The following is a 22,673-nucleotide window of genomic DNA, read 5'->3' as shown; positions in this document are numbered from 1 at the left end:
ATTCGAGACATGGTCGACGGGGGACGTCCGCTGAAGGTTCTGCATGTTAGCCAACCGGTTTCCGGAGGCGTGGCTCGTTGGGTGGAAATCCTGGCGGCGGATCAACGGGCCCGGGGATGGGATGTATGGGTCGCCTGCCCGAGGGACGGATGGCTGCCAGAACGCCTGCGCGAGGTCGGCCAACAGACCCGCGCCTGGGACGCGGTGCGTTCACCCGCCAGCCGGGGAACCCTCGGGGAGGTGGGGCGGCTTCGCTCCATTGTCCGGGACCTGCGGCCGGACGTAGTTCACCTGCACAGCAGCAAGGCTGGGATGATCGGCCGGATGGTGATCCACGGCGGCATTCCGACCATTTGCCAACCGCATTCCTGGTCGTTCCACGCGACCACGGGCCGGATGCGCGGGATGGTGCTCCGCTGGGAACGGCTGGCCGCCAGGTGGGCGGATGTCCTGCTCTGCGTCAGCGAGACCGAGCGTCAGGAGGGCGCGGACGCGGGTGTGCTGACCTCGCGCGTGAGGGTCATCCACAACGGCGTGGACGTGACCGGGTGGCCCTACCAGGATCGGACCGGGAGGGCCAAGGCCCGGACCTCGCTCGGCCTGGACCAGTCCGTGCCGCTGGCGGTGACGGTGGGTCGGCTGTGCGAGCAGAAGGGCCAGGATCTGGTCGTCCGAGCCTGGCCATCGGTGTCCTCTCGGGTTCCCGGCGCATCCCTCGCGCTGGTCGGCGACGGCCCGGCGCGGGCCGAGCTCGAGGTCGCGACGGCCGATCAGGCTGGAATCCAGCTCGTCGGCGAATCGGACCAGATCGCCACCTGGTTGGCGGCCGCGGACGTCGTGGTCCTGCCATCCCGGTGGGAGGGTCTGGCGTTGGCGTTGCTGGAGGCGGCCGCGACCGGCCGCAGCATCGTCGCCACCGACGTCGGCGGGGTACGTGAGGTGCTCGGCGCCGGCGCCGCTGGCGCCGTTGTTTCCGGCTCGGGCGAGACCGTCGTCTCGCACCTCGCCGCCGCGATCGCGGTTCGGCTCGCGGATCGGGACCTGGCGGATGAGGAGGGTGTCGCCGCTCGGCGACGCATCGAGGACGGCTTCACGCTCGGCGCCGCGTTGGACGCGACCGCGCGGCTGACTCTCGGGCTCGTCCCGGTGCCGTCGGGAACGGCGGCTACCAGCCGGTCAGCGCCGCGGCCTCGCCGCGCATCCGCTCGTTGAAGCGATGCACGGAGAACTGTTCCGCCTGTGCGCGTATGTCGTCCGGGCGGAAGCTTTCCCGCTCGAAACGCCGAACGGCGGCGATGAGATCAGCGATGGGGTCGCCGGTCGGCGGGTAGAGAACGCCCGTCCGGCCGTCCATCACCGAGTCGGGAGCCCCGCCCACGCCCAGCGCGATGACCGGCGCGGCGCAGGCCGCGGCCTCGACCGGCACCATGCCGAAATCTTCCTCGCCGGGAAAGAGCAGCGCCCGGCATCGCCGGAACAGGTCGCGCAGGGTGTCGCGGTCGACTCGGCCGAGGAAACTGACGTTCGGCCCGGCGAGCCGTTCGAGCTCCGGGCGCATCCTGCCCTCACCGGCGACGACCAGCCGGAATCCGTGCCGGTTCGCCGCGGCCACCGCCACCTCCGGGCTCTTGTACGGTACGAGCCGGCCGGCAAGCAGATAGAAGTCCTCCCGTTCGGCGACATTGGCGGGGGTGAAGAACTCGGTGTCCACCGGTGGGTGGACCACGGTGGACTCCCGCCCCCACCAGCGGGCGATCCGATCCCGCACCGCCACGCTGTTCGCCAGGATCACGTTCGGTCGAGCGGCGGCCGTCCGGTCGCCGCGGCGGTGGGCCGCGGAGAATGCGGCCAGCGCGGACCGCCGGGCGCGGCCACGCAGCTCATCAGATCGGCTCGCCGGCTCCCAGATCCAGCGAGCCGGCGTGTGGACATAGGACAGCACCGGAATCTCCGGCGCCACCCGGATCCGGTTGGCGAACGAATGATGGCTGACTACGACGAGGTCGGGCGCCCCCACTGGCAGCCGGCTCATGGCGGCCGGCAACAACGGCAGAAGGTGCGTCGGTCGGCCGCCCCGGTAGAGGTGCTGCAGGTAGCTACCGCGGATCTTCCCGGCGTCGAGCCTGCCGGGTACCGCCTTCTCGTCCACGAGCGGCGCGAAGACCTCGCTCTCCGGCCATATCGCGTGCAACGCCGCGACCACCGCTTCGGACCCGCCGGGCTCGGTGAAACGCTCGTGAACAATCGCGACCTTCAACGGCGTCTCCAAAATGGACCTATCGAACATTGTGGACCGGCCGCACGCCGAGAACCTCTCGGATGCCGCCAGCCGCCGGCCGCCCGTTCCCAGCCGGGACGACCCGCCCGACCCGCTGTCGCAGCAGCCATCCGACCACTCCCAGCGCGACGAGCGCTGGCGCCGTCCGCCCCTCGGTCCAGTAGATGTACCGCGGCAGCTCGAGAACTCCCGTGACGAGTACCGGGTAGAGCAGGACTCCGCTCGGCCGCCCGTGGACGAAACCCCGGTATGCCGCCCCCAGGCAGAGCCCCGCCAGGAAGAAGAAAACCAGGCCTCCGACCTCCCCGTAGTCGACGAAGGGCGCGGCGACTCCACCTGGGTTGTTGAACTCGGGGTTGGCGTACGCGGCCAGCACAGGATCCGCCAGCCCCGAACCCATGGGTGCCCGGCCGGACAGGGCGACATATCGACCGTCCATGCCCGGGGCGGTCCAGAACGCCTCGATCGTGGCGAAGGGCAGCCGTCCGGGGTACCGGTCGTGGTCGAGCGCGAGCTGGCCGTTGTTGTACGCGGTCGCGTAGTACCCGGCGAAACGCTCGGCCGCGAAGACGGGGAAGGAACCACCCTCGCTCTGCCGGTAGAAGTTCCAGCTCCGGGAGTACTCGAACGCTCCGAACACCGCCACCATCGCCGGCAGCAGAACGATCGGCAGCAGGGCCACCGCCACCCGGGTACGCCGCCGTCCACCGACGAACAGCCGCATCGCCACGATCGTCGCCAACGGCACCGCGAGCTCCAGGATGGCGAGCCGCTCGGCGAAGAGGTAGGCGCGGGCGAGGCCAAGGGCCAGGACCACCCCCAGCTGCCATCGCAACACCCGGTCACGCCCGCGGCCGCGGCGGCAGACGACCGCGGCGACCACGACGAAGGCGATGCCCACCTGGGTGAGAGTCGTTATCCCGGCGACGGACGAGAAGCGCTGTTTCAGGTCTCCGCCGAACGTGCTCTGGTGAATGACCGCGTCCACGATCATCGTCGGCGTGACACCGCCCCTGACCCCGGACAGCGCAAATGCCGCATAACCCACCATGGTGAGCCAGAACAGCACCCGGGCGGCGCCGCGAATGAACGGCTCGCTGCCCGGCCCGAACCCTGGCCAGCCGGCGTCACGACGCACGGACGGCCGGGCGAGCTGGGGAATGGTCGCGCCGATCAGCATGACGGTCACGCCGGCGGCGTAGAGCAGGAGCGTCGAGTTCGTGACCAGCTTCGGCGTGCGCCAGCCGAGCCGGAAGCCGACGTCGGTCAGGTTCCAGGTGAGCAGCAACGTCCACGGAACGATCAGCAGGGTCGCGCCGACCGGCGAGATCCACCAGACACTCGGCGACGGCCGTGGCCGGCTGTCGTCGGACCACAGCGCCCGGAGCAGCCGGGCCGGCGGTGTTCGCCGGGAGGACGCCGGCCGCCGACCAGGCAGAGCAGACGGAGCAGACGGAGCAGACGGCCCGTCCTCGTGGCCGGCAGCGTTCGGGACGACGACCACTAGTACCGGCCCCCCGCGGGGTTGACCCGTCCCCTCGGGCCGTACGGGGCCGCGTCCAGCCACTCTCCGGCCGGCTCCCATACGCGGGCGAGCTCCGCGGCCGCCCGACGCCGCAGCCGGGTTCTCCGGTCGCGGGCCAGCATGTGGTCCAGCGCGAGCCCGGCGGCCCGGCGGTTGCCCTCGGCGGCCTGGCGCCGCCGCGCGTCGAAGGCTCGGATGGAGTCCGCGGGGCCCGGCTCGCCTTCGCCCTGGCGAAGCGCGGTGGCGATCGCCTCCGCCGCCGCGACCGCGTCGGCGACCCCCGAGTTCATCCCACGCGCGCCGAAGGGCGCGAACAGGTGTGCGGCCTCCCCGACCAGCAACACCCGGCCCGCCTCGTCCACGAACTCCCGCGCGACCGCCTGGCGGAAACGGTAGGTCGACACCCACCTGACCTGGTCGGCGTACCGCGTTGGCAGCACCTTCGCGATCCAGCGACGGACCCCCTCGGCGTCGCCGAACTGGCCCGGATCGTCGTCGGGGAGGCACTGCAGGTCCGCCCGCCAACCCCCGGCGAAGGGCACGAGGAGCACGTTGCGCCTGCCGACCGCGGGGTGTGCGTAGTGGTACCGCCGTTCCAGCGGGAGCGGCTCGTCGGCGGCCTCCTCGACGTCGACGATCACGAACGACGACTCCGAACGGTTGCCCTCGAGCGGGATTCCGAGCGCCTGACGGACCGTCGACCTGGCGCCGTCCGCCGCGATGGCGTACGGCGCCGAGAAGGCCCGGCCGTCGTCGGTGCGCAGCGTCACTCCCCTGGGCCCGGACTCGACGCCTTCGATCCGGAAACGCCACCGGAAGCGAACACCGACGGCCCGGCAGGCGGCGAGGAGCACCTCCTCGGTACGGACCTGGGTCAGGTTCGTGGAGTGCGGGAGCGTCCCCGGCCGAGGCGGTGGATAAGTCCTGGCGAAGACCTCGCGGTCGCCCCAGAACGTGCGCTTACCGAGCCAATGAACGCCCTCGTCGGCGATCGCCCGGCCAAGCCCGGAGAACAGCTTCTCCAGGTGCTCAAGGGTCTCGCGGTGCACGAAAATAGCTCGACTGCCAGGACGTTCACGGCCCTCGATCTCCGCCTCGAGCACGGTTACCGACAGGCCGCGACTGCGCAATGCCAGGGCCGCGGTAAGGCCCACTGGGCCCGCACCGACGACCAACACCTGGTCTTCATCTGGCGTCAACGCATTCGCCATGTTGACCCCCGGATTCAACAGGACGAAACAGGTCTGAAACAAGAACGGATGGAGCTGCCACATCTTGGGACCATGATCGTCCACGTGATAGATACCACGGGCCCGGCGTCCAGCACCCGACCCGCACCCCAGAGCGTATGTATCCTGTTCGCCTGGGTCCGGCAAATCGTAGTGTACTGGGTTTCAGTTGCCTAGGCGGCGTCCCCGACAAGGCCACTGTTTTCCCAGGGCACGGTCGGGTTTTCCACGGCACGCTCGGGCTGCTGCCGCCCCACCGGCCGTGACGGCCGCTTGTCGGATACGCCGCGGCGGGTAGTATGCACCCACTGTCGCTGTCGGCGGAGGGGTTGGCATTCGGCGGGGGGGTTGACAACTGGAGGCGTCCTCATGACGCATTTCGCCGCATCACGGCAGCGCATCAGGGCAGGCAGTACCGCGCTGAAGGATGACCAGGTTCCATCGTGTGGCTCACCGGGCTGGCCGCGGATCTTGGAGTCAAGGAGCCGCATTCGGCCCGGTATCGCGAGCGGGCAAGCAGAACGGCAAGCAGAACACCGGCGGCCAGAACAGAGGCGAACCCAGGTCGGGTTGGTCCGGGCGAGAAAGTCGCGAATTGTCCGGATGGCTGTCGCGCTCGGCCTGTCGGCCGGCCTGTCCGCGGGTCTGTCCGCGTGCAAGGTCGGGCCGGCGGGGCCCGGCGGGCCGCTGCCGACCACGACCGCCCCACTCTCGACGCCAGCCAGTCCGTCCAGCGGCGGCGGATCTCCCGCTCCCCCCACCGCCGGTTCCCCGACCGCGGCCCCGAGCGCGCCGTCCGGCCCCCGCCCATCGGCCGGGGAGACGACCAGCACGCCGACGGGCCCGCGGATCGCGGTGGAGACCTTCGGGGCGGTCGGCGACGGGCGCACGGACGACTCGGCCGCGATCCAGCGCGCACTCGACGCCGCCCGCCCGGGTGAGACGCTGGTTTTCCGGCAGGGGCACACCTACGCGCATTCCCAGGTGCTCCAGGTCCGGCGTGCCGGTACGCATGTGAGTGGCGCGGCGACGCTGCAGGCGACCGACGAGTCCCACTCGGCGTTCATGGTGCAGGCGGACGACGTCGTCGTGGACGGGGGCCTGGTGTTCGGCATCGCCCGAACGACCAAGCGCTGGACCGCGCCGCAGCAGTCGGCGCTCGTCCTGGATGGTGGCTCGGGTGCCCGGCTCGTCGGGGTCCACGTGACGGGCTCGGCCGCCGCCGGCATCCAGGTGGAAGGGGCCACCAGGTTCCTGATACAGGACGTCACGGTGGCGGACACTCGCTCGGACGGCATCCACATCACCGGCGGTTCGAGCGCCGGCCAGGTCGTCCGGCCGCAGGTGTCGCGTTCCGGGGATGACGGCGTGGCGGTCGTGTCGTACCTGGACGGGGCCCTGTGCCACGACATCACGATCTCGTCACCCCGGGTCTACGACAACGTCTGGGGGCGTGGCCTCTCTGTCGTCGGTGGCAGCAGGATCACCTTCACCGACATCTACAGCAGGGCCTCGAGCGCGGCCGGCCTTTACATAGCCTCGGAATCCTCCTACAACACCTACCCGGTGCAGGACATCTCGGTGACCGGCGGCAGTCTCGTCGACGCGAACCAGAACGGTTCGGTCGAGCACGGTGCCGTCCTGGTCTTCAGCGACCGGGCCGGCGCGGTCAGCTCCAACATCACGATCCAGGGGCTGAGCATTTCCGGAACCCGTTCGGAGGCGCCTGGCCAGCTCGGCATCCTGACCAGGTCGAGCTGCGTCAGCAATGTACGGATCAGCGGCATCCGGATCACCGGTGGCCCCGCCACGGTCTTCTGGAAGAACTCCGACAGCGCCGGCTACTCGCTGACCCAGATCGAGCGCGACGGCCGCGCGCTGCCGGTCGCCAGCGCGGCGGCGAACTGCAACGTCCGGCAGTAGCGAGTCCGCTGGGCCTGGCCCGTCTCCCGTCCTGGGCTTTCGCGGTCTTCGTCGGTGCCTGAGACGCTTCCAGCGTCTCAGGCACCGACGGGTTCGCTCAGCCTTGGCTGGCTGGTCAGCGGGCCCGGTGCGGGCTGGCCACCGTCCGAAGCGGCCGGTCGAGCAGGCCTTCGACCCGCCCGAGAGATCGGGCCCGAGCCACCAGGAAACGCTCGCCGAGCGGGCCACGGGCAGCCACCGCCCGCATCCACGGCGCCGCGACAATGGTGAGCCGCCGCCGCAGCGGATATTCATGAACCCTGTATACGTATCCGGTTCCCCGAGCATATCTGCGGTGCTTGAGAACCCATTCGGACCTGGTCAGGTCCCGGCGCTCGCCGTCACACAATGCCCGGACCGAGGGAGCACTCACCACTCGGCCGCCGTCGGCGAGCAGGCGCAGCAGGAGATCGGTCCCCTCGCCGGACTGCCAGGGCGATGGCCCGCCGGTGCCGAGGTCCTCCCGGAATCCCTGGAGCTCCTTGAAGACCGCGGACCTGAGGAAGAGTCCCGGTTCGATCGCCCGCCACACGGTCCGGCGGTCGAGCGGCGTCCCGTCGGCGGGCAGCGTGAGCCGCGGTCGGCCGCCGTCCACGAGGCTGGCCGCGACGGCGTCCGGTGCCGGGGTCTCGCGGAACAGGGCGCGGACGGCGGCCAGCGCACCGGGCTCGTACCAGGTGTCGTCGTTCGGCAGACCGACGACGTCGGTCTCACTTGCGACCAGTTCGAACGCCTCGTTCCGGCCTCGGCTGGCTCCGCCGGAACTCGCGATCTCCCGTACCTCGAACGGGAGGTCCGGCAGATCGAGGCCGAGGGGCCGCCCGGACTGGTTGGCGACGGCGACGACGTCCGGCGGATGCGAGGCGGCTGCCGCCGAGAGCAGGAGCCGACGCAGCTGGGGACGGCCGACGGTGGTCACCACCAGGCCCAGACGAATCTCCGTCATCGCCTCTCCTGAACCTGGTACGGGGTCGAGGTGGTCGAAGGACCGCCAGAGGAGGCGGCCGAGGACGAGGACGGCGCCCGGGCGGCGGGTACGGTCTGCCCGCCCCCGCCGGGAGTGTTCCGCCGCCGGTGGCGCCGGTGGCGCCTGCGTGGCGGGAGAGGCGCGGCTCTGGTCCGGGCCAGCAGCAACGCGGTGCAGGCCAGGGCGAGCAGCACCTCGGCGGCCGCGAGGCCCCAGATGCCGCCCGCGACGCCGGCGATCCAGCCGCCGGCGACGAGCAGGGCCAGCTTGAGCAGCGCCGAGCCGAGGTCCAGCGCGCCCACCACCCCCGCGCGCAGAACCGGGATCAGGACGAGCGTCCCGACCGACGCGACGCACATGGCCACCCGTTGCACGGTGAACTGCGCGAGGACTGACTCCAGCTCATCGGTCGCCGGACCCAGGAAGAGCCTGAGGAACGAGCGGGGCGCGAAGGCCACCGCGGCGGCGTTGCAGAGGGCGATACAGCCGAGCAGGGTCGCGCCCCGACGATAGGTGGCCCGAAGGTCACCATCGTGCTCGCGCACGAGCAACAGCTGCGCGCTCGCCCCAAGAATGAGGTTGGTTACCCCGAACGCGAGCTCGCCCGCTCGCCAGGTGCTGGCGGCCGCCAGGCCGCTGGTGGCCGCGATGGCGATGGGGATGACCTGCACCAGCGCGAGACTGGCCCCGGCCCCCCCGACGTAGGGCAGCCACCGCCGGTAGTGGCCCACGATCCAGGCGCGCGCGGCGGGCCAGGTCGCGCCGCGGTTCACGAGGAGCAACACGGTCGCCACACCGGCGAGGGCGAGGTATGGCGCGACCACCAGGTACGTCGCCGAGACCCACCCGGCGGCCACTGCCACCAGCGCGGCCTGCGCGACATAGCAGGCGCTCAAGGTCATTGACGCCGCTCGGGGGCCGCGGACGTACACGAGCCGCCAGAAGGTGCCCTCGACGACCAGGCCCGCCGGCACCCCGAACGCCCCGCCGATCAGCGCCAGCTGGGCCGCGCCGTGCAGCCCCAGCGAGGCCGCGCCGAGCAGCGCTCCGACGACCAGGCCCAGCAGGACGGTGGCCGAGTAGGCCATGGGTATCTCGGCGACCCGCGCCTCCCGGGAAGGCAAGGTGGCCATCGGCTTGCCGATGACCGCGGGGGCTATCGCCTGCGCCGTGGCCGCCATCGCCGTCGCGACCGACAGCGCCCCCAGCCCCTGCAACGAGGTGTTGTGCGCGACGACGGCAAAGATCCAGATCGACGAGAGCCGGGACGCGGCCTGCGCGACCAGGAACCAGAGTGTCCGGTTGGAGGGCTTCACCGGACCGCGCCCAGGGCCGGCGACGCCCGTACGCGGATGAAGGCGGGCGGCGGCCCGAGGCCGGCCACCAATTCATCGAAATTGGTATGTGGAATTTCATCTGGCTGAAACACAATCGAAAGGGTGTGGCCTTCGCGTCGCCAACAGCGGTAACCCGGCCGGAACTCGTGGCCCAGCGGGCTTGCGTATGCGCAAGCAAAGTCACGCCTCATCGCCATCCCCCGTCCCCCGTCCGCCGGCATCCAGCGCCCCCACCATCAGGCCGTTTAGCCAGAAGTCGTCGACTCGATGCCGGCTGTCGGTACACAGTAACTTCGACAGTAACCTCGACGAAGCAGATGAGCGCGCAGATGAGTGCGGGTCGTTCTCATTGACAACCCGTCGCGCCTCGTTACAATGATAGCAGCAGGGTCCAAACCACAGGGGGGGTGGACCACTTGAGTTGTCGAGTGGGGACGGATGGCGTTCGCCGCCGAGAGTGCCTTCGACCGTGCTTCTCAGCAAGCCACAGCAGCTGAGCAGGCCGACAATTCCGCAGAGATCCACCAACCGTTCATCTCGCGTTATCAAAGCGCCATCTGGCCGAGGAGGGTCGTCGTCACGGCCACCGTGGGCGCCCTCTTGGGCGGCGTCCTCGGTCTTGGTTTGAGCCATCTCGGCGGCTCAAAAGTACATGCGGCATCGGAGGTGCTCGTCGCCCCCGATCCGCCGTTGCTCGGCGATAGCCAGCAGGTCACCAGCGAAACCGCTCAAAGATTCGTCCAGAATCAGGTCCTGGTGGTTTCCAGCGACGAGTTCCAGGCTGAGGTGGCGGCTCGCCTGGGTCTACCTGACGTGACCGATTTCCAGGTCACGCAGGTCGCGCTCACCGACGTCATGCGGATTTCCGTCACTGCCGACGACGAAAATCAGGCGCGCCGGATCGCCGATACCGCGGCGACGCTGTACGCGGCCGACCGGCAGCGTACCTCGGCCGCGCGTTACACCGCGGCCATCGGCGGAGTCGAACAAAGAGCAGGGACCCTGGCGGTCCAGCTCAGGGACTTCCCCGCCACTTCCGGGCCCGGTCAGGAGGCACAGCTCCAGGCGCTCAGCACCCAGTATCAGCAGCTCCTCGGCCAGGAGGAGCAGCTCCGGCTCGCCGCCGACCAGACCACTGGGCTGGTGGAGATCGTGAAGCGGGGAACGGTCACCTCGACGGACGGCCCTTCCTCGGTAATGGTGGGTCTTCTGGCGATGCTCGGCGCCCTGGCCGGCTTCGGGCTGGCGATGCTGCGGCGCCGCCGGCGACGTGTCATCTACCGCGCGGACGACCTGGGTGATCTCGCGATCCAGCCAACGACGGTGCTGCCCAATCTGGCCGGATGGCGATCGCCCGCCACCCGACGGCGCAGGCTGGCGGCGGCGGACCGGGCCGTGCGCCTGCACCTGAACCAACGCGCGGGGCTGGATGGCCCGATTGATCTCGTGATCGCGGTGCTCGCGGTCGCTCCGGGAGTGGGCGGAACGTTCGTCGCCCGGCGGTTCATGGCCTCGGCGGCGCGGCGCGGCGCGGAGGTCGTCGATGATTCCACGTCGACTCCGGAAAACGAACCGCGCCTGCGCCCGACGGTCAAAATCGTCGACTCGCCTGTCCTGAGCTCGTCGGGCGAGGCAATTCAGGCCGCTCGCGGCGCCGATGTCCTCGTGCTTGTCGTGGGGCTTGGCCGGAGCACCTATGACGAGGTGCGGGACGCCCTTCTCGAGCTGACGATCGCCGGTGTCGCTCCGCATGGAGTGGTGCTGAACGAGCCGCCGCTCCACCGCAGGCGAAGGTCTTCGACAAGAACCGGCCGCCCGCTTCACGAGGGTCTGCCCGCCCAGCAGCACCCGATGGCCACCGCGCCGGTAGAGGACCCGATTCCAGTCGAACGATGACGCCGCGGCGGACGCCATTCCGCCAAAACGGTTCGCGCGCCCCTGGTGGCGCCCGGACCGTCCAATAGGGCGTTCCGAACGTCCCGCTGGGGGGAAAGATACATGTCAAGCCCGTCGCACACATCTGTAAACGATGTCGACTGGTCGACGGTCCCGGGACACCATGATGGCCCCGCCCTCGTCACCCGGATAGCCGAGGCGGCGGCCGCCGCGCCGGACGCCCCGGCTCTCGTCCACGAAGGCCGGGTGACGACGTACGCGGTCCTGGACCGGCAGACAAACATGATCGCCAACCTCATCCTGAACCAGGCTGGCGACCACACCGGGCCGATCGCGGCCGTGCTCGGGCACGACGACACCGGCCTGATGGGTGTTCTGGGCGCGCTGAAGACCGGTCGGCCGGTCGTTCCGCTGGACCCGCTCATTCCCACAGCCCGGCTGGCCACGATGCACGAGCTGAGCCGGGCCACCACGATCCTGACCGACCAGAGGCATCGACTCGTGGTGGACAGCCTCCGGGTGGCCGACGGTTCGGTCCTCGAGGTCGAGACGGCCGACGATCCCACTGGGCCGCGGGCGGTACCGCGGCCAGCGGACATCGGTTTCATCTTCTTCACCTCCGGCTCCACCGGCCTGCCGAAGGGTGTGGCCTGGAGCCAACGGATGATCACCTGTGAGGCGTCGTCCGGCGTCGACGCGCTGGGCTTCGGGCCGACCGACCGGATGGCCCTGGTACTCCCGTTCTCCTTCTCGGCCGGAATGGGCGTCGTCACCTGGGCCCTGCGCAGCGGCGCCGCGCTGCACATCTTCAACCCTCGGCTACGGTCCACCAGCGAAATGCTCGAATGGCTGCTCGAGCATCGGATCACCACGATCCACTCGACCCCGTCGCTGCTGCGGTCGCTGCTCGCCAACGTGACGCCCGGCCAGGTGCTGCCCGATCTCCGGATGGTCATGACGTGCGCCGAGCCGGTACACGGCAGGGAGGTGGCGGCGCTGCGCGAACACCTGCCGCCGGCGTCCGTCTTCGTCAACTGGACGGGGGCGTCCGAGGTGGGCACCCTGGCGTTCAACCTGGTGCGGTCGGTGGATCCGCTGCCGGAAGGCGTCATCAACAGCGGATCTCCGGTGCCCGACAAGGCCGTGCTGATCGAGTCGGAGACCGGTACGGCCCGGGGACCCGGTGAGCCGGGCGAGGTCACGGTCGTCTCGCCCTACATCGCCGACGGGTACTGGCACGACGAGAAGCGCACCGCCGCCAAGTTCGGCCGGGCGGCGGACGGCCGGCGCACGTACCACATGGGCGACCTGGGCCGGTTGACGAGCGGCGGGCAGCTCGAGCTGCTGGGCCGGGTCGACCACGCCTTGAAGATCAACGGCTATCTGGTCGAGCCGATCGAGGTCGAGTCCGCGCTGATGGACATCGACGACGTGACGGAGGCGGTGGTCCTCGGAGAACGGCGGTCGTCCTCGACCAGGCTCGTCGCCTACGTCGCCTGCCCGCCGGCGTCCAGGCTGTCCCCGGCGACCATCCGCATGCAGCTACGCGTGAAGATGCCGACGTGGATGATTCCCTCGATCATCATCCAGCTCGACGCGCTTCCCCGGAATGAGCGCGGGAAGGTCGACGTCTCCGCCCTGCCGGCGCCGCCCAAGGGACCGGTCGCCGGTTTCGTGGCGCCGCGGACCCCGTGGGAGACCTCGGTGGCGGAGATCTGGTCCCGGGTGCTGCATCTCGACGAGATCGGCGTCCACGACGACTTCTCCGAGCTCGGTGGTGACTCGCTGGTCGCCCAGGAGATCCTCGCCCTCATCGACCGAGAGCTGGGAGTACGGCTTCCGTCGGCGGCGCTCCTGCAGGCTCCCACCATCGCCGAGTTCGCCACGTTCGCGGAACACGCCATCACCACCGGCCGCGGGCCCGGGCCGACGGGCGATTCCGCCGAGCCCGCGCAGTGGTCGCGGTTTCCCACCCTGGTCCCGCTGAAGCCCACCGGCTCGCGGCCGCCGCTCTTCTGCTTCGCCGGGGCGGGCGGGCTCGCGCTGACGTTCCTTCCGCTGGTGCGCCGGCTGGGCGACGACCAGCCCGCCTGGGGCCTGCAGGAGTACGGGCTGGAGGGACGCGGCTGGCCGGACTGGTCGGTGGGCAGGGCCGCGCGCCGGCACCTGACGGCGATACGCCACATCCAGCCGCGGGGCCCCTACACGCTTCTCGGCTACTCGTTCGGCGGCCTGGTGGCCTACGAGACCGCGCGCCGGCTGCGGGCCGCGGGAGAGGAGGTCGTCCTTCTCGGGACGTTCGACACCGTCCTGCCGGGTACCGTCCTCAAGCCACCCCAGCGGAAGGGGACCGAGCAGGCCTTGGCGGAGGCCATTCCGCGGCAGCGCGGTGATCAGCAGCGGTCGGTCGCCCAGCCGCCCGGACGGCTGGCGAGGTTCCGGGTCATCCGCCGGATCCGGCACAGTGAGCGGCCGGTTGTGAAGATCCTTCGCAACATGCACCGGCTGCCGTTCGCCGGGCTCTTCCGGTTTGCCGGCACCACGCACTATGACGTGTTCCTGTGCAAGGGCCTGGTCGCCAGCAGGTGCTACCGGATGCAGGCCTGGGCCGGCCGCACCCTGGTCTTCGTCGCCGCGGACAACGCCACCCAGGCGGACAACCTGCACTGGAGCAGCGTCCTCACCGGCGAATGGCGCTTCGAGAACGTCGCCGGCGATCATCACTCGATCTGGCGTGAACCACACGTGAACACGATCGCGGACCGGCTGCGCGGTGAGATCGAGATGCTTCGGCGGACCGGCGCCGGCCAGCGCCTGGCCACGACCGGAACGCGGACAGGACGCCCTGCCGCGTAAAGGGCCGGCCCGCGATATCACGTCGTATCGCGGTCCCAATTCCGGCGCGAAGTCGTCAGGAATCCGCTGGGTGGTCGTCGGCTGTTTTCAGGTCAGCCGGCGATCACCAAATCGGCAAAACCCGACCCAACACGATCGATCACGCGCGTGGTCCGACGAGTTTCTCCCACCGATTCAACCCGCCAGGTGCGGCAGTAGCGCACCGTCACGCAAGGGGAAGAAATGAAGCAGCTCACTGCGCCATCGACGGCCCGCCATGGGTCCGTCGCGCGCGTGGCTCTCATCCGCAGTAGATCGCGGGCCAACGAGATGTCCCTCCGTTCCGCCGGTACCGGCAACGGTCGCCGGTGATTCGTGATGGACCAGCTCGCGGTCCCGCGACAGCGCACCGACGGGGAGATCCTCGCCTCCGACGGAAAAAGGACAATCCGACGTCATCACAGTTGGCTCGTGGTGCTGGTCGCGGATGTGGCCGGACTGGCCTGGCCAGCGGCGCTGCTACGCGAAGGACGGCTTCCACTCGCGGCCTTCACGGTAGTCTGTCTGCTCTTCTTCCACGGAGGCCGTCTCTACCGTCCGCACCTGCATCTGTCCGTCCTGGACGAGATGCCGTCGTTGATATCCAGGAGCCTGTCGGCGGCCCTCCTGGGCGGCGTGGGGGTGGAGCTGCTGGGGATGCGCCCGGGCACGAAGGTGTTCGCCGCCCTGGCGCTGACCGCGATCGCGACGCAGCCCCTCGCGCGCGCCCTGGCGTACCGCTTCATCAGCGGCGTCCGAAGGAAGGGTTTCGGCAGTAGGACGGCCCTGCTCATCGGAACGGAATCCGTCAGCGCGCAGCTTGCCGCCACCCTGACGGCGAATCCGGGCTACGGGCTGCGGCTGATCGGGCTGCTGGACGCCGCCTCCGGCGACCGGCCCGCCGAACGGTTCGTACCACGCCTGGGCCGCCTCGACGATCTTCCGATCATTCTGCGCGGTTACGGCGTCGAGGTCGTGCTGGTCGGGTTCAGCCAGAGCTCCGATGCCCGCGTGGTGGAGATGCTGCGGGCGACGGCGGACCGGCCCTGCGAGATCTTCGTCGTTCCACGCCTCTTCGAGATCCAGCCGGCCCGGGGACTGCGCGACCATATCGGGGCCATTCCGGTCGCCCGTATCCGCTATCCACGGCGCAGCGGCCCGTCCTGGCTGATAAAGCGGATGCTGGACGTCGTCCTGAGCGCCACCGCGCTGGTCCTCCTCGCGCCCGTGCTGGCGGTGACCGCGATTGCCGTGTGGCTGGAGGACCCGGCGGGAGTGCTGTTCCGGCAGATCCGGGTCGGCAAGGATGGCAGCCACTTCGAGCTGCTGAAGTTCCGCAGTCTCAAGCCGGTCGACGACGCCGAGTCCGCCACTCGCTGGAACATCTCCACCGACGACCGCCTCGGCGCCGTCGGGCGCTTTCTGCGCCGGACGTCGCTCGACGAGCTACCACAGCTGTGGAACATTCTCCGGGGAGACATGACGCTGGTCGGCCCGCGGCCCGAGCGCCCGCACTTCGTGGACCGTTTCGCGGCGGAGTTTCCCGTCTACCGACACCGGCATCGAGTGCCCTCGGGCCTGACCGGCCTGGCGCAGGTCAGCGGTCTTCGCGGCGATACGTCGATCGAGGACCGGGCCCGGTTCGACAATTTCTACATCGAGAACTGGTCACTCTGGCTCGACGTGAAGATCATCTTGATGACCGTTCGAGAGGTGTGCTTCGCCAGAGGCCGGTGACCGGACCGGCCTTCCGCCCGCGGTGGAGACCGCTGGCGGAAGACCGGTCCGCGACGACCGCGCGGACCGAGTGGGCCGCGCGGACCGAGTGGGCCGGTCAGATGTCGGGAACGCCGGACGGTTCGGAGCGGCCGGATTCGCCGGCCCCGGAACCGTCCACAGCCCCGGAACCGTCCGCGGTGGCGGAACCGTCCGCGGCGGCGGCGTTGTCCACAGCGGCCGCGTTGTCCCCGCCGGTTCCCTTGGCGCCTCGCATGGAGGGGAAGAGAACCACGTCACGCAGCGTCGGCGCGTCCGTGATCAGGGCGACGAACCGGTCGATGCCGAGGCCGAGGCCGGACATCGGCGGCATGCCGTACTCCATCGCCTCGATGAAGTCCTCTTCCAGCATCATCGTCTCGTCGTCGCCGGCCGCCCGCAGTTCGGCCTGCTCCTCCAGCCGGGCCCGCTGGTCGACCGGGTCGACCAGCTCGGAGTAGGCCTTGACGATCTCCCAGCCGTTGACGACGACCTGGAAGATGTCGAGCCGGGTCGGGTCCTCGTCCGTGCGCCGCGCCAGCGGCACGAGCTCGACCGGGTGCCCGACGAGGAAACACGGCGCCACCAGCTCGGGACGGACCGTCTTCTTGTAGAGCAGGTCGACCAGCGCCGCGTACGAGGCCGCCTTGGTGACGTCCAGGCCAAGGGCGGCGCACTTCTCCCGGAGAGTCTCGAAGTCGCGGACGACGCGCAGGTCGACGCCGGTGCGCCGGGCCACCTCCTCGCGGTAGTCCACCACCGGCCAGTCGGCGCCGAAGTCGAGCTTGACGCCCTCGTACGTGACCGTTCGGGAGCCGAGCACGTCGTCGAGGACGGCGAGGATCAGCTCACGCACGAAGCTCATGTTGTCGTGGTAGTCCCAGTAGGCCGCGTACCACTCCAGCATCGTGAACTCCTGCAGGTGCGAGGGGTCGATCCCCTCGTTGCGGAAGTTCCGGCCGATCTCGTACACGCGGTCGAGCGAGCCCGCGACCAGCCGCTTGAGGTAGGTCTCCGGCGAGATGCGGAGGTAGAAGTCCTCACCGAGGGCGTTGTGCCGGGTGACGAACGGGCGCGCGGCGGCTCCCGAGGCGGCCTCGGTCAGGATCGGGGTCTCGACCTCGAGGAAGTCCGCCTCGTCGAGGAAGCGGCGGATCCTGCTGATCACCCGTGAGCGGACTTGGAACCGCTCGCGCGACTCGGGGTTCGCCAGCAGGTCCAGGTAGCGGCGCCGGTAGCGGGTCTCCACGTCCGCGACGCCGTGCCACTTGTCCGGCAGCGCCCGCACCGCCTTGTTGAGCACGGTGAAGTCACTCGCGGCGACCGTACGCTCGCCCTTGCGCGTGGTGAAGACGGTGCCCGTGACGCCGACGAAGTCACCGACCCGCGCGGAGCTGTGCCACGCCTTGAAGGTCTCCTCGCCGAGGTCGTTGCGCGCCAGCGAGATCTGCACCCGACCGCTGCGGTCCTGCAGATGCCCGAAGACCAGGCCACCCATCCGGCGCCACAGCACCAGCCGCCCGGCGATCCGCGCCGGCGTGCCGTCTGGAGCGGTCTGGACGTCCCGGGCCACCGTGTCGGTCTGGTACCCGGATCGGGGCAGCGGCGCCCCGGACCCGTCGGCTGTCATCGAACCCGCACCTTCTCGCCGTCGTGGGTGATAACCCGGACCGTCGCCGCCACCGCACCCGCCTTCCGATCAGCCGTCAGGACCAACCTGGACGACCGCGGCAAGCTGCTTCGCCGCGCGTGCGCGAACGGCCGCGCGCGAGGCCGGCCGTGAGCGGAGCGTGGGTGGCTACCGACGGTACCCATGTCCAGCCTACCGACCCGGCAGCCGGCACCAGGCCGATGGCGGATCGGCGGATCGGCGGAAACCGCGCCGGGCCAGGCCCGCACGAGGCGGCCTGAACGACGAAAACCCAATTTAGAGAAGTGATCCGCGGCGGTAGGTCCACCACGTCACCGGAAACAACAACGGAGGCATTCCACGGCATCGCGTCCAAGGATCTCGTCGATGGAATCCCGACCATTGCCGACCGGCGTCGACGAGCGGCCGGAACCTCGGCGGCCGACCGCATCTACAACCCTGTGAAGCGCCAAAATGGCGCGGTGGCACGGGCGGTCCGACGCCCGCATCACATCGCGCCACCTGGTGGTTGTGACGGGGTCAAACTCGCCCGTTGGTGGCTCACTGGCCGCCTCCCGTTCACGGTCTACCGCCCTCGTGTTAACGTTGACGCGTCTATCTGGGGGTCGCGTGCAGGATTCCGATCTTGCCGCGGAGTACGACACCGGTCCGGGTCCGCTGTCATCTCTGTGGCGTCACCGTGCCTTCTCGGCCTTCATGGTGCTGGCCAGCGTGCTGGTGGCCGCGGTTGTCGGGGTGGTGAACGCGCCGCCGACGAAGGCCGTCGCCCGTATGGGCCTGGCGAACCCGCGCAGCCTGGCGCTGTTTCTTGGCGGTGGTAGTTCCGGGGCCGATCTTGGCCGTTATGCGGACGGCCAGGAGCGCTTCGCCGAGGGCACGGACGTTCTCGGAGAGGCCGCCAACGAGCTCGGCGACGGAACATCGGTCCGCACCCTGCGCGCGAACGTGAATGTCACCGCCTCGGCATCGGCCGACATCTTGGTCGTGACGGCCGACGGAGACACCCCGCGGCAGGCGATGCGTCGCGCGGACGCGGTCGTCACCGCCTACCAGAGCCTCACGCTGCGAGCCGCGAACGACGCGGTGAACCGCGCGCTGGGAGCCGTCTCCGTGGCCAGGGCGCAGCTCAACAAGGAACTCGCCGGCATCAGGACGAACAACGCCGTCGACACCGCCGCGGTCCAGGCCGCGACCGCCGCCCTTGGTTCGCTGCAGCAGAAGGCCGCCCAGACGCAGACCGAGGCGGCGCTCTTCGGTTCGGGCACGACGTTCATCGACCCCGCCACCGCGCAGCCACGCCCCGGCAAGGTGGCCAGGGCCGCCCGCGCGGGCATGCTCGGAGCGCTGGTGGGTCTGCTGATCGCGGGCGCCGCGTCCTGGACCTGGGCCGGGCGGCGCCGAGAGGTCGAGGACGGCGCCGAGGCCGCGCAGCTGCTCCAGGCCCCGCTGCTCGGCGAGATCCCCACCGTCGACGCGCGCCGGCGGGCCGGCCTGGCCGATCCCGCCCACGGGGCGCTGCCCGGTTACTACGCGGTCGCCGACGCCCTGGCCGCGACCGCCGGGAACGGGCTGTACCTGGTGGCCGGCTCGGGCCGCCGGGACGGACGCACCGTGACGACCATCGGCCTCGCGACCGCGCTGGCCGCCGGCGGGACCCGGGTCGCCATCGTCGACGGCGACCTGCGGACCGGCCAGCTGACGAGCCGGTTCCCGACGGAGCCCGGCGCGACCGGCCTGGCGCAGCTCGCTGCCGCAACCACGACGCTCGCCGCCGCCATCCGGACGGTTCCGGCGGCCGAAGGCGGCGAGCTGGCCGTGGTAGGGCGCGGCCGCGCGGTCGGCGAACCGGCCGGCCTGCTGCGTCGACGAGCCCTGACCGACGCGCTGGACCAGCTGCGGGACACCTTCGACGTGGTACTGGTCGACACCCCGGCCGCTGGCGCGACGGTGGACGTCTTCGCACTGGCCACCGCCGCGACCGGAATGGTGGCGGTGGTGCGCCGGCGCACGCCGGCCCGTCCGCTGCACCGGCTGCGCACGCAGACCGCCGCCGCGGATCTCCCCATCGTCGGCGTGGTGATCACCCGAATGGCCAAGGAACGCTCCACCTACCGGGCCCTTGACGACCGCGAGCCCATCGTCGCGGAGACGCCTCGCCCAGCGGACGGGTTCGGTACGCCCACCGGCCCGAAGGCAGGCGCCGAGCAGGCGCCGAACCGCACCGTGCCCGCCGAAGCCGGGCTCACCGAAGCCGAGGCGGACACAGCGGCCACAGCGGCCACCGCGACGCCAGAGGCCGGCCCGACCGCGGAAGCCGAGCCCGTTGGCACCGGTAACGGCACCGGCGCCGACACCCCGGCGGCGCGGCCCATAGCCACCCGGCACTGATGTCCCGACTCCCACGGCCATCCCGGCTGGAGGGTCGTGAAGCACGCGAGACGCCGCCCCGCTCGCGCCTCCCGCGGCCAGGCCGGATCGGCGGTCGTGCCGCCGGCGCCGTCGCCTCGCAGGCGGTGAACGCCGGCGGCAGCCTGGTCATCCAGATCGCGACGGCCCGGGCACTCGGCGCCCACACCTTCGGCTCGCTGACGCTGCTCACCTCGTCGCTGGTGCTGCTCACCGCGCTGTACACGGCGTTCGTCGGCGACTCGCTCACCGTGCTCGACCGCCAGGACCCACACCTGCGCGGCACGGTGCTCGCCCTGCACGCCGTCCTGTCGATGCTCGCCGCCGGCGTCGGCTATGGAGTCGCCATCTCGCTCGGCGAGCTCGAACCGGTCGGGGCGGTGGCCTTCGCTGCGCTGGTCCTGCTCTGGCTGAACGAGGAGCTGTGCCGCCGGGTGCTCATGGCCAGGCTGGAGTTCTGGAAGCTCGCGGCCAACGACGCGGTCTACGTCGGCGCCACGCTGGCGGCGCTCGCGGGGGCGACGGCCGCGGGAATCTCGATCAGCCTCGTCGTGGTCGTGCTGGCGATGGCCGCGGGAGCGGTGGTCGCCATCCTCGTCGCCCTCGGCCAGCTCCCCCTGGCGCGGCTGCGGCTCGGCCGGCCACGGCCGGAGCTGCTTCGCGAGATCGTCTCGTTCGCGCTGTGGCGGTCGCTGCAGGCCGGGCTCGCTCCCGCGCTCCTGTTCGTGGCACGCGTGCTCATCGGCGTGCTGGCCGGCCGGGCCACCCTCGGCCGGGTCGAGGCGGCCCGGCTGCTGCTCGCGCCGGCGCAGCTGGTGGTGAACGCCGCGGGAAACGTCCTGCTGCCGCTCTACGCCGCGGGCGCGGGCCGGGCCGGGCAGCGGGTCAGGCGGGCCAGTGCCCTGCTGATCGGCACCACCGTGCTGGTCGGGGCGGTCGCCGTCGCCGGTTCCGGCCCGCTGTCGAGGCTGGTCGTGGGGCCGGAGATCACGGTGCCGTCCGTGGCGGTGCTGGCCTGGGCCCTGTACACCTGCACCCAGGCGCTCGGGCTCCCGGCGTCGACCGCGCTCGTCGCGCGCCGGCGGTCCCGAACGGTCTTCGTCGCCCGCTTCCTCGACGCCCTGGTCGGCCTCGCCCTGCTGCTCGGCCTGTTGGCGGCCGACCACCCGGCGCTGGCTCCCGCCGCGCTCGCGGCCGCGCGGGCCGGCAGCGCGCTGTGGCTCCAGCGGCTCGCCGGCCGACCCGACCCAGCTGACCCGTCACGCGCCACGGCCACCCCTACGACCACGGCCGCCGCCGGGCCGGGTTGGGCCCGCGCCCTGGCCCGGGAGCGGTCGCTCTGGCCGGTTCGGATGCCCATGCCACGGCTGCTGCCGAGCGAGAACCGGTGGGCGCTGGCGTTCGTCATCCTGCCGCTGATGCTGGCCAGCGACTACAAGCTGCGGCTGCGTGACCAGCAGGCGACCGTGTCCGGGCAGCCGGACATCTTCATCTTCATAGAGATCGGCGTCTACGCGGCGGTCGCGGCCGTCCTCCTGCTCACCGTCGCGCGCGCGCCGGCCGGGCGCCGAAGCGCGACGGTCATCAACCTGGCGTGGATCTTCGCGATCTACTGCGTGTGCGCGGGGCTCTGGTCGCCCTACCGTCAGCTCGCGCTCGTCCGAGGCGCCCAGCTGCTGCTCACCGTCGCGATCGCCCAGACCATCGCGCGGCGCGCCAGTCGCCGGCAGCTTCACGGGCTCGCGCACGCCTTCGTGGCGCTGGTCGCCGCCTCGGTGCTCTTCGGCCGCGTCCATCCGTTCCCCCCGGTGAGCAACCTGACGGCGGGCCGCTTCACCTGGCTCTACGTCCATCCCGTGGTGGCCGGGATCTACGCGGGCGCGGCCACGGTGATCGTGACTGGCTACCTGGTCCGGGCCGGCCGGCCGCACCGGGTGTGGCCGGACTGGGTCTACCGGGTCCTGCTCGTCATCGTCGGGTACGGACTGCTGGCGACCCAGACCCGCGGCGCGCTCTCGGGCGCGGTGGTCGCCATCCTGCTGGTGATCGTCCTGGGCGCGCGCGGCGCGCGGCGCGCGGACCTGCTGCTCACGATCGGCATCCTGGCCACCATCGGCGTGATCACCTCGTCGGACACGATCCTCGGCTATCTGACGCGGGGCGAGTCGACCGAGCAGTTGGCCACGCTCAACGACCGTACGAACCTGTGGACCCTCGCCTACCAGGCGTTCGAGCAGAAACCGTTGACTGGCTGGGGCTTCACGGCCTCACGCGGAATCTTCTACAGCCAGATCGGCCTCGGCGGCGGCCACAACGCGTTCATCAACATCATGGTCGACGGCGGCCTGGTCGGCGTCGTGCTCTGGCTCGCGATGCTCGGTGGGCTCGCGGTCGCGCTCCGGCATCTGTGGCGACGGGTGGCGCCGACCGAGCGGGCCGACCTCACCATGCTGACCGCGCTCGTGGTGTTCCTCCTGATCGACGGTCTGACGGCCGAGCACATGGCCGCGCCCGCGAACGTCGCGAACATCCTGCTGTTCGTGCTCGTGGGCTGGACCGGCACGCTGCTGCGCGTGTCCGCGCGTCGGCGCGCCCTGCCGCCACCGCCACCGCCACGACCGCGGCCGCAGCCGCGGCGCCAGCCGGCGACGCGAGGCCGGACGCCACCGGGAAGGCCGACGACGCCGCGAAGCCCCACGACACCGCCGTCGCCGTCGCTGTCGCCCTCGCCGGCATCGGCGCAGGCGGCGCGGCCGCCAGCCCCACGGGTTCCGGTGCCCTGAATGCCCACCC

13 protein-coding genes are annotated in these 22,673 nt (G+C 70.9%); 7 read left to right on the top strand and 6 right to left on the bottom strand.

Annotated elements, in window-relative coordinates; genetic code table 11:
- Window positions 1–9 precede the first annotated feature (9 nt).
- The gene (locus FRCN3DRAFT_RS43110; RefSeq protein WP_083401311.1) at window positions 10–1,212 is read left to right on the top strand and encodes a glycosyltransferase; all 1,203 of its coding nucleotides are present in this window, start codon (window positions 10–12) and stop codon (window positions 1,210–1,212) included.
- Here the strand turns inward: FRCN3DRAFT_RS43110 and FRCN3DRAFT_RS0207160 are convergent.
- The 3 genes from FRCN3DRAFT_RS0207160 to FRCN3DRAFT_RS0207150 form a co-directional block, all read right to left on the bottom strand.
- Complete coding sequence (locus tag FRCN3DRAFT_RS0207160) at window positions 1,166–2,257, bottom strand: glycosyltransferase (protein ID WP_198535947.1); 1,092 nt, start codon at window positions 2,255–2,257, stop codon at window positions 1,166–1,168. The genes FRCN3DRAFT_RS43110 and FRCN3DRAFT_RS0207160 overlap by 47 nt on opposite strands.
- Before the next feature lie 19 nt (window positions 2,258–2,276).
- On the bottom strand, window positions 2,277–3,566 hold the full coding sequence (locus FRCN3DRAFT_RS43105) for an O-antigen polymerase (protein ID WP_157845184.1): 1,290 nt from the start codon (window positions 3,564–3,566) through the stop codon (window positions 2,277–2,279).
- A 215-nt stretch (window positions 3,567–3,781) separates the two neighbouring features.
- Window positions 3,782–5,014 (bottom strand): FAD-dependent oxidoreductase, encoded by a 1,233-nt coding sequence (locus FRCN3DRAFT_RS0207150; RefSeq protein ID WP_035926739.1) that lies wholly within the window; start codon window positions 5,012–5,014, stop codon window positions 3,782–3,784.
- 621 nt (window positions 5,015–5,635) lie between these two features.
- Between FRCN3DRAFT_RS0207150 and FRCN3DRAFT_RS0207145 the strand changes: the two genes are divergently transcribed.
- The gene (locus tag FRCN3DRAFT_RS0207145; RefSeq protein WP_007511107.1) at window positions 5,636–6,955 is read left to right on the top strand and encodes a glycosyl hydrolase family 28-related protein; all 1,320 of its coding nucleotides are present in this window, start codon (window positions 5,636–5,638) and stop codon (window positions 6,953–6,955) included.
- A 115-nt stretch (window positions 6,956–7,070) separates the two neighbouring features.
- Here the strand turns inward: FRCN3DRAFT_RS0207145 and FRCN3DRAFT_RS0207140 are convergent, their stop codons facing one another.
- The gene (locus FRCN3DRAFT_RS0207140) at window positions 7,071–7,940 is read right to left on the bottom strand and encodes a glycosyltransferase family 2 protein (RefSeq protein WP_007511110.1); all 870 of its coding nucleotides are present in this window, start codon (window positions 7,938–7,940) and stop codon (window positions 7,071–7,073) included.
- Window positions 7,937–9,277: a hypothetical protein gene (locus FRCN3DRAFT_RS0207135; RefSeq protein WP_007511111.1), complete on the bottom strand. Its 1,341-nt coding sequence runs from the start codon at window positions 9,275–9,277 to the stop codon at window positions 7,937–7,939. The genes FRCN3DRAFT_RS0207140 and FRCN3DRAFT_RS0207135 overlap by 4 nt, the downstream gene beginning before the upstream one ends.
- A gap of 459 nt (window positions 9,278–9,736) precedes the next feature.
- On the opposite strand from FRCN3DRAFT_RS0207135, the gene FRCN3DRAFT_RS0207130 reads away from it, so the two are divergent.
- The 3 genes from FRCN3DRAFT_RS0207130 (at window position 9,737) to FRCN3DRAFT_RS43095 (ending at window position 15,805) form a co-directional block, all read left to right on the top strand.
- The gene (locus FRCN3DRAFT_RS0207130) at window positions 9,737–11,194 is read left to right on the top strand and encodes a hypothetical protein (RefSeq protein ID WP_007511114.1); all 1,458 of its coding nucleotides are present in this window, start codon (window positions 9,737–9,739) and stop codon (window positions 11,192–11,194) included.
- Window positions 11,195–11,296: 102 nt separating this feature from the next.
- Window positions 11,297–14,050 carry an AMP-binding protein gene (locus FRCN3DRAFT_RS43100; RefSeq protein ID WP_007511116.1) on the top strand — a complete coding sequence of 918 codons (2,754 nt, stop codon included), beginning with the start codon at window positions 11,297–11,299 and terminating at the stop codon, window positions 14,048–14,050.
- A gap of 450 nt (window positions 14,051–14,500) precedes the next feature.
- A complete protein-coding gene (locus FRCN3DRAFT_RS43095; RefSeq protein ID WP_198535945.1) occupies window positions 14,501–15,805 on the top strand; it encodes a sugar transferase in 1,305 nt (434 codons plus the stop codon).
- A 97-nt stretch (window positions 15,806–15,902) separates the two neighbouring features.
- On the opposite strand, the gene lysS is transcribed toward FRCN3DRAFT_RS43095, so the two are convergent.
- A complete protein-coding gene (gene lysS, locus FRCN3DRAFT_RS0207115) occupies window positions 15,903–17,453 on the bottom strand; it encodes a lysine--tRNA ligase (protein ID WP_007511120.1) in 1,551 nt (516 codons plus the stop codon).
- A gap of 630 nt (window positions 17,454–18,083) precedes the next feature.
- Between lysS and FRCN3DRAFT_RS0207110 the strand changes: the two genes are divergently transcribed.
- On the top strand, window positions 18,084–19,862 hold the full coding sequence (locus FRCN3DRAFT_RS0207110) for a P-loop NTPase family protein (protein ID WP_007511122.1): 1,779 nt from the start codon (window positions 18,084–18,086) through the stop codon (window positions 19,860–19,862).
- A gap of 125 nt (window positions 19,863–19,987) precedes the next feature.
- Window positions 19,988–22,663 (top strand): O-antigen ligase family protein, encoded by a 2,676-nt coding sequence (locus tag FRCN3DRAFT_RS49260; protein ID WP_051466171.1) that lies wholly within the window; start codon window positions 19,988–19,990, stop codon window positions 22,661–22,663.
- Window positions 22,664–22,673 lie beyond the last annotated feature (10 nt).

Source organism: Pseudofrankia saprophytica, assembly GCF_000235425.2.
GTDB classification, from domain to species: Bacteria; Actinomycetota; Actinomycetes; order Frankiales; family Frankiaceae; genus Pseudofrankia; species Pseudofrankia saprophytica.
This window is presented reverse-complemented; position numbering and strand designations above follow the sequence as displayed.